This window comes from Nannocystis sp., assembly GCF_016714285.1.
GTDB lineage: Bacteria > Myxococcota_A > Polyangia > Nannocystales > Nannocystaceae > Nannocystis.
On sequence record NZ_JADJNN010000004.1, the window covers coordinates 58,503 to 70,607 of the forward strand.

Here is a 12,105-nt window from a genome sequence, read left to right on the forward strand (position 1 = left end):
CCGCGTTGCCAGCCTGTCCGGTCCGCATGCCCCACAACCCACGCCCCACGCACGCCCTGCTCGCTCCGCTCACCGCGATCGGCCGCGAGCTCGCCACGCTCCTGCACAACCGCAGCGCCGTCGCGGGCGGCCTGCTCGGCTCGGCCCTGTCCTGCGCCCTCGCGGCCGGCCTGGTCCTGCTCAGCGCGGGTCCCAGCCACGGCCGCTCGCCCGACGAGTCCGACGATCTCGACATGCAGTTCCTGCCCGGCGAGCTGGTGCGCCGCGGCGAGCGGCCAGACCCGCAGGCCATCCCCGTGAAGACCGTCGTGCGCGAGACCCAGGCCGCCGAGCTCCCCGTCAGCCCCACCGTCACCCTCGACGACCACACCCGCACCCGCCCCCGATCCCGCGCCCGCCGACCCCACACCACACATCACGCCCCACGAAAAGCCCGACCCACACCGCACGGGCGCCCCGAAGTCCGATCACAACCAGGCCAGCAATACCCCTTACGACGATCCCCCGACCGTGGACCGCCCGCCCGGCGACCCATTCGCCTCCCCCGACGGCTGGTCCGATCTCGCCAAGGACGGCGACCCCTGGGCCACCGCCGTGCTCGCCGCGCTCAATGGCATGACCGTCGGCTCCTACGCCGGCCTCGGTCAGGAGGCCTCCTTCAAGTTCCAGCTCATCGTCTGCGCCGACGGATCGATCGCCGAGGTCCGCACCCGCCTGTCCACCGGCAGGCCCGACTTCGACGGCCAGATCCGCAACGCCCTCACCGCCCTCAAGCTGCCGAAAGCTCCGCCCGCGATCGCCGCCCAGCTCGGCAGCAAATGCAAGAAGATCCCCTACGAGTTCACCTGGCGCGGCGCCAGCCAGCGCGGCTCCGTGCATTAGCAGCCCTGGTGGAAGTCGGCGCGCCGCGTCGACTTGTGAGCCGCCCTGGTGCCCCCACGGTCACTCATGATAGTGCTCGTGCCATGATACTTCGCCCGGGCCGTGGTCTCGCGTGCACATTCGCATTGTCGGCGCTGCTCGCCTGCAACAAGAAGCCCGACACCGACGCCCCCGAGCCCGCCACCACCGTCGCCGACAAGCCCCCCGCCGACGGTGAGGGCGAGCTCGAGGACCCCGAGGAGTCGCCCTACCTCGACTCCTCCAACTTCAACGACGCCGTCGAGACCCACCTCCCCGAGATCGTCGCCTGCTACAAGGACACCGTCGGCAAGGCCGCGGACGCCCCCACCGGCCGCGTCCGCGTCACCGTCGTCGTCGAGTCGCAGGGCACCGTCAAGGACGTCAGCTTCGACGCCCAGCGCAGCACCCTCAAGGACGACAAGCTCCAGGCCTGCATCACCGAGCGCGTCAAGACCTGGCGCTTCAACATCAGCCTCACCGGCGCCGACACGCCGATGCCCTACACCTTCGACCTCAGCGCCAGCGGCCTGCTCAAGGGCTGACACGCCCGCACGCCCTCACGCGCGAGCGACCCAGCCCGCCCCAGAGCTGACACGCCGTCACGCGAACAGCCGCGCCAGGATCGCGTCGAGCAGCGCCCGCAGCCCGCCCGCCTCGCCGACCGCGAAGCCCTCGTCCCCGAGCCACCAGCGCGGCTGCCCGACCCGCACCCACGCCCGCGCCCCGAGCCGCGGGTCCTCGTGCTGCGCCGCGAACACCACCAGCCCGCGCTCGCCCGCCGGCCACTCCTCGATCGTCGCCAGCGTCACCCGCCGGTGCGCCAGGTCGTCGGCCAGCGTCAGCGCCATCAGCCGCGCCTCCTCCTCCGCCGCCTCGCGGTCGCCCGCGCCGACCACCCGCCAGCAAAGCTGCAGCTCCGCCCCATTCGGCCCGAACACCTGCAACATGTCGGCCTGCAGCCGCAGCGCCGCCGCGTCGACAAGCACGAGCGTCTGCGCCGCCAGCTCCGGGTGCTTGTGGCGCAGCTCGAGCGGCCGATCGATCACCACCGTCACGCGCCGCCGCTGATCAAACAGCGGGCTCTCGTCGCGGGTGTAGAACAGCAGCTCGCCCTGCGCGAAGCGGACGTCGAACAGGTCGATCGTCCCCAGCAGATCGCGGCCCTCATCCACGTACGCGACCTCGCTGCGCACCAGATTCTCGAAGCGACCGCGGGTGCTGAGCGCGTCGAAGCCCCCCGCCGGATAGTGGCTCGCGTCCGGCTCGTCGACCGCGACCTCCTGCGCCCGCCGCCGCACCAGCATCGCCACCCCCGGACCCACCCCGCCGATCGCCCCCGCCGCGGCGTGCAGCTCGCGCAAGGCCAGCCGCGTCGACTCGCTCGGCAGCTCGGACAAATGCGCCAGCTCCCACAGATCCTCCGGCGAGAACAGCCGCCCCTCGCCCAGCTGGGCGAGCAAGGCGCCCCGCTGCGCCAGCGCCCAGTCGCGCCAGCCGGGCTCCTGCGACTCGCCCCCCTCACCCTCGCGCCGCCGCCACCCGCCGAGCAGCCCCTGCGCCTCGCGCCAGCACGAGCGCAAGATCGCCGGGTTGCCCGCGTCCAGCCCGGCCCGCCGCGAAGCTGTCCCAAGGGCCAGGCCGACCGCATGCGCCACCGCCCGCGCCCGCAGCTCGCCGGCCAGCCCCGAGATCGCCACGTGCGCGTCGCCGACGCTCGCGTCCATCACCCAGCGCCCGAGCACCCGATCCTCGTACGCCAGCCGCGACGCTCGCTCCTCCTCCGACCACGCCGCCAGATCCTGACCCGACGCGAAGCGAAACCCCCGACCCTCGAGCAGCAGCGTCCCCAGGTCGTGCACGAGGTCCAGCGGCAGCGCGTCGTCCCCCGCCTCCCACAGCGCCCGCAACCACCCGAGCGCCGTCGGCAGCGTCTCCGCCAGCGCCCCGCCGTGGCCGCACAGGTCGGCCCAGGCCCGCAGCGCCGGCAGCAGCTCCTCGCGCTGGAGGCGACGTCCCATCGTCCTAGCCGCCTGCGCCCAGCCCGAGCAGCGCCTTCACCTTGCTCGCCACCACCGGCAGCTCGTCGCGGCGATTGCCCACATACGCCAACAACCCCAGGTCCGCGTGCTGCACCGCCCCCCCGTGATTGAGGAACGCCTGCGTGCGGATCACCTTGTACAGCTTGACCAGCTTGCGGTCGCTGACCATCACCTTGTCCTCCGTCTCGAGCGCGCGGACGATGCGGCGCATCTCCGCGAACACCGGCCGCGGAAACCACATCTCGCGGTCCCGGCCCGGCTCGCGCGAGGCCCCGAAGCTCAGGTCCATGAAGCGCTTGAACTTGAGGAAATCACTCAGGGTCGCCGCCCCGCGGGCCCACGGCTTCTGCCCGGCCGCCCGGTACGCCTCGTTCATCACCCCCGCGTCGATGAGCTCCGCGAAGTGGCGGTCCTTCACCGGCCGCGTCTCGATCTTGAGGATGAAGCGGTCCGCCATCGCCTCCAGCTCGGTCTGGTCCGGGATGTCGTTGGTCGCCGCGAACAGCATCACCAGCCCCACCGGCGTCGGCTGCCCGTCCTGATAGAACTTGCGCTCATTCAAGATCGTCAGCAGCGTGTTCAGGATCGCCGAGTTCGACTTGAAGATCTCGTCGAGGAACGCCACCTTGCAGTCCGGCAGCATCCCGCGGGTGCGCCGCACATAGCGGCCCTCCTTGAGCAGCTGGATGTCGATCGGCCCGAGGATCTCGCTCGGCTCCGTGAACTTGGTCAGCATGTATTCGAAGTAGTCGCTGGTCTCCAGCCCCAGGCTCTCGGTCAGCTTGACCACCAGGTCGCTCTTCGCCGTCCCCGGCGGCCCGACCAGCAGCAGCGGCTCCTGGGCGCACGCGCACAGGATCGCCAGGTCGATCTCCTCGTCGCGGGCCACGAAGTACTCCTTGAGGCCGCGCCGGTGCTGCACGATGCGCGCGCGGATATCATCGATCTCGGGCTCCAGCTGCTCTAACGTCCACATAGTTCTCCCCAGTCGCGGACGATCCGCCGGCGCAGCGCGTGCTCCTCGTGATCGAGGAAGCCCTGCACCCGGTCGCTGTGCCGGGTCTTGCTGTCCGCCAGGCTGTCGACGACAGCCTCGAGGATCAAGATCCGGTGCGTCTCGTAATAGCGACCCGCCGTGAACGTATCGCGGAACACGTCGAGCCCCGCGAGGAAGCGACGGAAGCGCTCGATGCGGGCCACGTTCGGCCAGTGCCGCAGCGCCCCCGCCACCGCCATCCCCGCCTGCGCCCGCGTCACGTAGTCGAAGCCCCCCGCCAGCACCTCGTCGCACAGCTGATCGAGCAGCGCGTCCGCGCTGCGATCCTCCCCGAGCTGCACGAAGCCGCTGGCCACCGTCGCCAGCAGACGAACGCGGTCGCTCGCCGTCTGCGCGTGCACCCCCGCCAGCGCCTCCAGCAGGCCCCGCGCTGGCTCGATCCCGCCGAAGCGCCGCAGCGCCACCAGCCCCCGCTCCACCGCCCGCGTCAGCTCCTGCGCCGAGGCCAGCTGCGGGCTGCGGACGATCGCCACCAGCCCGTCCAGCAGTCGACCGAGCAGCGCGTCGTCGCCGAGGCACGCCGCCCCGTGGATGCACGCCGCGATCGCCTCGGCCCGGTGACTCAAGATCTGGATCCCCTCGAGCCCCGGCTCCGCGCTCGCCAGCACCTCCGCCACCACCGCCTCGCTGCCGCTGGCCAGCGCCCGCCGCAGACACAGGTCGACCGCCTCCGCGAGGATGAAGTCGAAGTTGCCGCTGCCCGGCGCCAGCTCGCGCGCCAGCTGCTCCGCCAGCCCGCCGACGTCGAGCCCCTGCGGCAGCTCGTAGCGGGTGGGCCGACCCACCAGCGCCTCGTCGGCCTCGACCCGCAGCCACAGCGAGCGCCGCTGCAACCACTGCACCGCCGCGCGATGCTTCGCCTCCCGCTGCCCCGCCAGCGCCCGCGCCACCTCCTCGGCCCACACCTCCGACGTCCCGCCCGACCCCTCGTGGGCCAGCCGCGCCATGTACAGCCGGAACAGCGCCCGGTTCGGAACCTCGTGCACATCGAGCTCGAGCTCGATCGGCGCCACCAGCTCCTGCGCCAGCGACCGCGCCCCCAGGCGAGCAAATCCCACCGCGAAGATCAGGCGCAGATAGTTGGCCCGCGCGTCGAGGTCCGGCAGCCCGGCCGCGTACACGTCGTGCCACAGCGCCTCGAGCGCGAGCAGCTGCCCCTGCTGCAACCGATCGCCGCGCGCCTCGGCGGCCTCCGTCTCCGCCTCCTCGCCCTCCCGCGTCAGCGCATAACGGACAAAGCGCGGCAGGTCGTGCAGCTCGCTGAGCCCGCGCACATTGATCCCCCCGAGCAGCGCCTCCTTCGCCCGCGTCACCCCGAGTCGGTCGCGCGCGTGATGATGCCAGCCCGCCAGCACCGTCCACGCCAGCCGCCGCGGCACCGGCAACCGCGGGTCGAGGAACACCGGCAGCGCCAGCTGCATCACCTCATCTGGCGGCGGACGACCGGCGGCCAGCCGCGCCACCAGCATCGCCGCCAGCCGCCCCGAGTCCGCCGGTGTCCGCCGGTCCGCGACCACCAGCTCGATCAATGCATCATCACTGATCCCCGCCCCTGCCCCCGCCCCGCGCATTGCCAGCACCAGCCGCTCCGCGTCGACCAGCGCGTAGGGCGGCCCGCCGTGCAGCAGCGCGAGCTGCCAGCAATCCGCCGCCTCGTCCTCCTCCCCGAGCGCCAGCTTCACCTCGCCGAGCTCGCGCCACACCGCGATATCCTCACACCCGCCCGCGATCACCACCCGCTCGAGCTCTCTCGCCCGCTCCCGCAGCGCCCGCAGCTGCGCCGCCTGCTCCGCGTCCACGCTCAGCTCCGCCGTCACCACCTCGATCCGCGCCGGCGGCTTGGTCAGCACCTTCGCCGCCCTCGCCTCCCGCGGCGCCCGCTCGGGCGCCGCCCGCTGCAGCTCCGGCCACGCGATCGACACCTCCGGGAACTCGAACACGCTGCGCTCGAGCAGCCGGTCCAGCTCGAGCCGCCGGTCGGTCGCCACATAGTCGATCCAGCGCTGCAGCGGCGCCTCGTCCACCTCCGCGATCGTCACCACCTTCGGCCCGTCGCGGTCCTCCGTGATCACCACCGTGTGCGCCCGCTCGAGCCCCAGCAGCGCCCGCAGGTCATCGCGCCGCAATAGCGGCACCAGCCGCCGCCCGCTCGGAATGTATAGATTGTCGGCCCCCGCCACCTGCGCATATCCTGGGACCCCGAGCGTATCGCTGACCCGCACCGCCATCCGCGCCGCACCCGGCCGGACCCGCTCGCGCAGCAAATACACCGTCCCACAGTCCCCCGTCAGCCGCCCCACCGTCAGCCGTCCCAGCTCGTCCGCGGTGCACGCGTCGATCAGCGGCTCCAGCTCGAGCAATTGCCCCGGGCTCAATAACCACAGCTCGGCGTCGCAGATCGGCCCTGGCGCCAGCCGCAGGCGCACGCGAAAGCGCAGATCGGGCTCCACCGAGCGCAGCGCCACCGCGCCCGCGACCAGCTCCGGCGCCACCGCGTCGTGGATCCCCCGCACCCGCCACTGCGCGTCCGTCCGCAGCCACGCCCCCTCGCCGTCGCACAGCGCCACCTGCCCCACCCGCCCCAGCGCCGCCGCGGCCGCCCCCGCCAGCGGATGCTCGTACGACCACGCCACCCACAACGGCGACCCACCCGCCCGCGCATACACGGCGATATCATCCTCCCCGTCGCGCGCCGCCATCAGCAGATACATCGGCGGCGCCTTCACCCGCACCGCGAAGCACCCGTGCTCCGCCGCGTCGACCCCCACGAAACTACACACCTGCGCGTCCCCTCGCTCGAGCAGCAACAATCGCTCGAGCAATCGCCGCGGCCCCGGCGAATCGGGCCGCATGACGAACAACGCCTCCTCCGCCAGCGGCTCGCCCGCGATCCGCCGCGGACGCAGCGCCTCGAGCAGCCGCGGCGCCGCCCGCCAGCGCCAGCGCCCCCAACGCAGCCCCGCGTGCCCGTCACGCAGCGGCGCCCCCACCAGCGCCCCGTCGACCTCCGTCAAGGTCACCACATCGAGCCCGCGCAGCGCCAGCGGCTCGGCCCACGCCGCTGGCATCTCCGGCGACACCAGCACGCTGCCCGCCCCATCGATCTCGATCGCCAGCGACCACGGCGACTCCGCCAGCGCCGACCCGATCGACGACTCCATCAGCACGGCCAGCGCCGCGCCGTCGGCCGCCGTCCCCGCGAGCTGCACGCCGAACACCACGCCGTCGACGCCTCTTATCCCTTCACCTTCTCCGCCGCCGGCGCCGTCCCGGCCTCCTCGGCCGCGCGCTCGCCCGCCCGTGGCCCCCGCTCGACCACCACCCGATCGACCGCGATCCCCCCGAGCAGCTCCGCGAGCGGCTGCCCCAGCAGCGCCTCCGCCAGCGCCCGGTGGTCGCGCTCGTGCTCGTGCGGCAGCGCGTCGCTCTCGGACTCGTAATGAATCACCACCTCGCGCTCCCCCGTGCGTGGATTGTGGCGCAGACGGATCGTGACTTCAGCCATGAGCTCCTCCTCCATCGGTCAAGGCCCGCAGCTCGGCGCGGTCGAGCACCTTGCGGACCAGCAGCAACTCCACCAGCGCCTCGACCAGCCCGCGATTCGTCGCCAGCAGCTCGCTCGCCCGCGCCAGCTCCTTCTCGAGGATCCCCGCCACCTCGGCGTCCACCCGCGCCCGCAGCCCCTCCGAGCGCCCGTGATCGTGCCGCTGCTCCTCCTCGAGCCGCACCAGCACCCCCGTGCTCACCCCCATCCCGTAGCTCTCCACCATCGCCCGGGCGATGCGATTGACCTGCTGCAGATCCGTGTGCGCCCCGATCGAGACCTCGCCGAGCAGCATCCGCTCCGCGCACAGCCCCCCGAGCCCCACGCAGATATCGGCCCGCATGTCCGCCGCCGTGATCGCGTAGGGCCGGGCCCGCGCCGCCCGCAGCACATAGCCCAGCGCCCCCTCCATGTCCGCCGCGATCGAGATCCGCTCCGGCGGCGTCGCGTGCTCGATCACCATCGCCAGCAACGCGTGCCCGGCCTCGTGGATCGCCACCACCCGCTCCTCCTGCGGGCTCAGCACCACCGTCGCCCGCGTCTTTCGTTGCAGCGCCCGGTCGATGTCCTCCGGCGTGAACTCGGCCTTCCCCGTGCGGATCACCTGTCGCTTCAGCGCCCGGCAAACTGCGTAGATATGGTCCCCCGTGAACGGCAGCCCGCGCTCGCGCTCCGCCAACCCCTCCGTGCGCCGCACCAGGTGCTCCTGCAGCGCCGTCGACAGCCCGAGCCCCAGCTTGCGATCATAGATCGCCACGATCTCCCGCCGGTCCTGCACCCCCGGCGCCGGGATCTCGATCAAGAATTCGAAGCGCCCCGGCCGCAGCAGCGCCCCGTCCAGGCTCTCGAGGAAATTCGTCGTACCGACCACGAACACGCTCTCGCTGCCGCGAAACCCGTCCATCTCGGTTAACAGCTGATTGACCATCGAGTGCTCCACCCCCGAGCCCTGGTAGGTCCCACGCGCGTGCGCGAATGCATCGATCTCATCAAACACCACCACCGCCGGGGCCGCCCGCCGCGCCTGGCGAAACACCCGCCGCAGGTTCTCCTCGCTCTCCCCGACCCACTTCGACTTCAGCTCCGGCCCCGACACGATGATCACCGTCGCGTCCATCGCCGTCGCCATCGCCTTCGCAAAATAGGTCTTCCCGGTCCCCGGCGGCCCGTGAAAGATGATCCCCCGCGGCAGCAATCCCTCCAGCGCCTGGATCTCCCCCTCGCTGCCCAGGCTGTCCTTGCGCGCCAGCAGGTCCAGCAGCTCCTCGCGCAGCCGCAGCTTCACCTCCGGATAGCCGCCGATGTCCTGCTCGAGGTCGACGTTCGGCAGCTCGATGTCCTCGCTGACCGTCTGGCGCCGCAGCTCGCGATACACCGCCGTCGCCTGCGAGCGCCCCGGCAGCGCCTGCCGCCGCAGCCCGATCGCCGCCATCAATCGCCGCAGCCGCACCGGGTTCTGCCCCGACACATACTTATATAAAGCAAAGGGATCGAAGCTCTCGGCGTCGAGCGCCTGCGCCTCCCGCTGCGTCACGATCTTTCCTAACGACTCGCGCGGCACCCCCACGATCTCCCGCCGCACCGCGAACACGCCCTCGATCACCCGCGGCAGCGAAAAGCTCGGATCACGAAATCCCAGCAGCACCGCCTCCGGATTCTCATACAGCAGCGGGATCGCCTCGCGCGCCTCCATCGTCAAGCTCGTGTGCGTCGTCGTCAGCACGTCGAGGTGCAAGATCACGATGATCGTCCGCTCCACGCTCCCGCGGATCGCCGTCGTCAGCTGCGTCAGCATTCTCGCCAGCGTCCCCCGCCCCTCCTCCTCGCCCTCGCGCGGCCGCCCGTCCACGATCACGATCTGCGGCGCCCGCTCCTTGCTCCCCGCCGAACGCCGCAGCCGCCCGCGCACCGCCAGATACACGTGCAGCGCCAGCTCCTTGTCGCACTCCACCAGCACGCTCATCCCCCGCCGCAGCCGCTCCTCGATGAACGTGACGTCCTCCGCGCACGCCATCTCGACCGCGTCCTCGACCCGCACCTCCACCGGCAACGCCGCGATCGGCAAGCTCCGCTTCATCGCCACGCCGCCCCCGCCTCCGCCGTCGAAAACTGCTTCGCCGCCCCGCTCACGACCCCCGCACCTCGATTGACAGCTCGAGCTCGCCGCCCGCGTGCACGCTCTCGACCGCGGCTCATGGCACCCGAACCTTGATCGTCAGCTCGATCTCGCCGTCCGCGCCGCGGCCCTCGTGCACGCTCTCGACCTGCCCCATCGCCGCCGCCTTGCGCTGCAGCGCCTCGACATACACCTTCTGCAGCGCCGCCTGCAGCGTCGCCCGGATCTCGCCCTCCGCCGCGCCGAGCCGCTCCGCCGCCGCCCGCGACAGCTCGCTCTCCGCCGACTTCGCCGCCCGCGCCAGCTTCGCGTTCGCCTCCGCCTCGCTGGTCCCCCGCACCTTCACCTCTTTGCCCGCGGTCGCCCGCGCCGTCACCGTGCGCCCGTCCGGCGCCAGCTCGACGCTCACCTCGCCGAAGCTCCGCGTCATCGACCCGTCCGCCTCGCGCGACCACCCGTCCTCCGCCAGCCGATCGCGCAGCAGCGCCGCCATCTCGGCCTCCGACAGGATCGCCAGCAGCCCCACGTCCAGCGCCAGCGCGTCGCTCCGCTCGACCCGCGTCGTGGTGTTTCGCCAGGTCGGCACCGGCAGTCGTACGCGGTATCCTCGGCTCATCGGAACGCTCCCCCGGGCCGGTCATCCTATCCGACCCGTCAGACGATTGACCAGCGCGGCCAGCGGGCGCAGCTGCGGCCGCAACAACTCCTCGTGCAGCTCGAGGACCAGCTGCGCCTCCTCGTAGCGCGGGTCGCCGAAGCCCTCGCGCGCCAGCTGCTCGCGCGCCGCCGCCATCCGCTCACCCACCCGCAGCACCCGCGCCAGCGCCCGCAGCAGCGCGTCCCGCTGCGCCCGCTGGATCAGGCTCGCGCCCGCCAGCACCCGCTGCGCCACCTCCTCCGGCTCACCCGCCCACGCCCCCGCGAACAGGCGCGCGAACGCGAGGGCGAGCGAGCGGCACAGATCGAGGCGCCCGTGCGCGTCGAGGCGATCGACCCACACCTCGAACACCCGCCCGATCGCCTCGAGTCGATCGATCCGCCGCTCCCCCGGCGTCACCCGCATCGCCGCCGTCACCTGCTCCGCCCACTGCGCCGCCAGCAGATCGTCGAGGCACTCGACCAGCACCACCGCCGACGGATCGATCAGGCGATCGAGCTGCTCCGCCAGCGTCAGCTCGCTCTCCACCACCCGATCCTCGAGCGCGAACAGCGTCGCCAGCGGCGAGCCCAGGCTCAGCCGCCGACCGAGCTCCTCGCGGATCTCCGGCGGCATGTCGACCCGCCCGAGGTGCCGCACCGCCAGCGCGTACAGCAGCCAGTCGCCCGTGTCCGTCTCCGCGATCTTGATGATGCGACGGATCTGCCGCCGCACCCGCTTCGAGCCGCCCTCGCCGGCCACCACCTCCGACTCGCGCGTCACCTCGGCCAGCCGCTGCGTCGTCTGCACCCACAGCTCGAAGCTCGCCGCCGTGAAGCGCAGGCGAAACCCCGCGCTGCGGGCCGCGTCCCAGATCCTCCCGCGCACCCGTCGACCCGCGCGCAGCACCACCCGCTCGCGCCGCCCCGACAGCGCCAGCGCCCGCATGCAGCTCGCCGCGATCCGCCGCCCCGCCAGCTCGACGAGCTCCGTCCGCGGCTCCGCCACCGGCTGCCCCGGCACGATGCGCACCGCCCGACCGCGGCACAGCATGTCGAGCACCTCGAGCGCGTGCCCCTCGTCGACGCTGACCCGCACGCCTCACCCCACCCGCGTGCGCGGCCCCAGCAGCGGCCAGCCGTTGATCGTGATCTCGCCGCCGCGCAGGCGCAGCTCGAGGTGGTTGCTCCCGTGCAGCCGCGGATCGTCCGCCGCGTAGCGATCACTGAGGAAGTGCAGCCCCTGGTTGTCCGAGCCGATGAAGCGCCGCCTCTGGCTGCGCAGCCGCGCCTCGAAGCGCCCGTCGACCAGCAGGTCCGTCGCCGCCAGCAGCCGCGCCGCCGCCTCTCCTTGCGCGTGCAACTCCGCCAGCGTGTAGCCCGAATACACCATCACCGACAGACCCCGCGCCCGCACCCCCTCGGCCAGCAGCGCCAGCGGCCCCGCCTGCGCGAACGGCTCGCCGCCCAGCAACGACACCCCCTCGACCCCCGCCGCGCAGGCCTCCGCCACCAGCGAATCCACCGCCCGACGATCGGCGGCCCGGATCTCGAGCATCTCCGGGTTGCAGCAGCCCGCGCAGCGCAGCGGACAGCCCTGCACCCACACCGCGAAGCGCAGCCCCGGACCCTCGGCCTCGGTCCGCGCCACGATCATCGCCACCTCGATCGCCGCCACAGCCGCCGCCATCGCCCCGCAGTGTATCATCGCCGCCGCGCGTGATGCCGCGCCGCCACCACCTCGAGCACGCCCGACCGGCGCCGCTCCACAAGCACCGAGCACGCCCTCGCTCCGCGAGCACCCGAGCTC

10 protein-coding genes are annotated in these 12,105 nt (G+C 72.6%); 2 read left to right on the forward strand and 8 right to left on the reverse strand.

The window, feature by feature from the left end; translation table 11 throughout:
* The first annotated feature begins 510 nt into the window (after positions 1–510).
* Together IPJ59_RS11235 and IPJ59_RS11240 are read left to right on the forward strand one after the other, a co-directional pair.
* Positions 511–882, forward strand: coding sequence for an energy transducer TonB (locus tag IPJ59_RS11235; RefSeq protein ID WP_293271447.1), 372 nt, complete (start codon positions 511–513; stop codon positions 880–882).
* Between the two features lie 83 nt (positions 883–965).
* Positions 966–1,445 (forward strand): AgmX/PglI C-terminal domain-containing protein, encoded by a 480-nt coding sequence (locus IPJ59_RS11240; RefSeq protein WP_293271449.1) that lies wholly within the window; start codon positions 966–968, stop codon positions 1,443–1,445.
* A gap of 57 nt (positions 1,446–1,502) precedes the next feature.
* Here the strand turns inward: IPJ59_RS11240 and IPJ59_RS11245 are convergent, their stop codons facing one another.
* The 8 genes from IPJ59_RS11245 to IPJ59_RS11280 all read right to left on the reverse strand — a co-directional run bounded on the left by IPJ59_RS11245 (position 1,503) and on the right by IPJ59_RS11280 (position 11,985).
* Entirely contained in the window at positions 1,503–2,921 is a 1,419-nt protein-coding gene (locus tag IPJ59_RS11245; RefSeq protein ID WP_293271451.1) for a hypothetical protein, read from the reverse strand.
* A 4-nt stretch (positions 2,922–2,925) separates the two neighbouring features.
* Positions 2,926–3,918 (reverse strand): AAA family ATPase, encoded by a 993-nt coding sequence (locus IPJ59_RS11250; RefSeq protein ID WP_293271452.1) that lies wholly within the window; start codon positions 3,916–3,918, stop codon positions 2,926–2,928.
* Positions 3,906–7,220 (reverse strand): hypothetical protein, encoded by a 3,315-nt coding sequence (locus IPJ59_RS11255; protein WP_293271454.1) that lies wholly within the window; start codon positions 7,218–7,220, stop codon positions 3,906–3,908. Before IPJ59_RS11255 ends, IPJ59_RS11250 begins: the two co-directional genes overlap by 13 nt.
* A gap of 14 nt (positions 7,221–7,234) precedes the next feature.
* The gene (locus IPJ59_RS11260) at positions 7,235–7,504 is read right to left on the reverse strand and encodes a hypothetical protein (RefSeq protein WP_293260717.1); all 270 of its coding nucleotides are present in this window, start codon (positions 7,502–7,504) and stop codon (positions 7,235–7,237) included.
* Positions 7,497–9,620: an AAA family ATPase gene (locus IPJ59_RS11265; protein ID WP_293271944.1), complete on the reverse strand. Its 2,124-nt coding sequence runs from the start codon at positions 9,618–9,620 to the stop codon at positions 7,497–7,499. The genes IPJ59_RS11260 and IPJ59_RS11265 overlap by 8 nt, the downstream gene beginning before the upstream one ends.
* 115 nt (positions 9,621–9,735) lie before the next feature.
* Positions 9,736–10,275, reverse strand: a complete 540-nt coding sequence (locus IPJ59_RS11270) for a hypothetical protein (protein ID WP_293271456.1) — start codon at positions 10,273–10,275, stop codon at positions 9,736–9,738.
* A 21-nt stretch (positions 10,276–10,296) separates the two neighbouring features.
* Positions 10,297–11,394: a hypothetical protein gene (locus IPJ59_RS11275; protein WP_293271458.1), complete on the reverse strand. Its 1,098-nt coding sequence runs from the start codon at positions 11,392–11,394 to the stop codon at positions 10,297–10,299.
* 3 nt (positions 11,395–11,397) lie between these two features.
* A complete protein-coding gene (locus tag IPJ59_RS11280; protein WP_293271460.1) occupies positions 11,398–11,985 on the reverse strand; it encodes a 4Fe-4S single cluster domain-containing protein in 588 nt (195 codons plus the stop codon).
* Between the last annotated feature and the right edge of the window lie 120 nt (positions 11,986–12,105).

Excerpts from the sequence above, each read along its gene's own strand:
- IPJ59_RS11265 (WP_293271944.1), bottom strand. The coding sequence starts at position 9,620 with ATGAAGCGGAGCTTGCCGATCGCGGCGTTGCCGGTGGAGGTGCGGGTC.
- IPJ59_RS11245 (WP_293271451.1), bottom strand. The coding sequence starts at position 2,921 with ATGGGACGTCGCCTCCAGCGCGAGGAGCTGCTGCCGGCGCTGCGGGCC.
- IPJ59_RS11250 (WP_293271452.1), bottom strand. The coding sequence starts at position 3,918 with ATGTGGACGTTAGAGCAGCTGGAGCCCGAGATCGATGATATCCGCGCG.
- IPJ59_RS11240 (WP_293271449.1), top strand. The coding sequence starts at position 966 with ATGATACTTCGCCCGGGCCGTGGTCTCGCGTGCACATTCGCATTGTCG.
- IPJ59_RS11270 (WP_293271456.1), bottom strand. The coding sequence starts at position 10,275 with ATGAGCCGAGGATACCGCGTACGACTGCCGGTGCCGACCTGGCGAAAC.
- IPJ59_RS11260 (WP_293260717.1), bottom strand. The coding sequence starts at position 7,504 with ATGGCTGAAGTCACGATCCGTCTGCGCCACAATCCACGCACGGGGGAG.
- IPJ59_RS11280 (WP_293271460.1), bottom strand. The coding sequence starts at position 11,985 with ATGGCGGCGGCTGTGGCGGCGATCGAGGTGGCGATGATCGTGGCGCGG.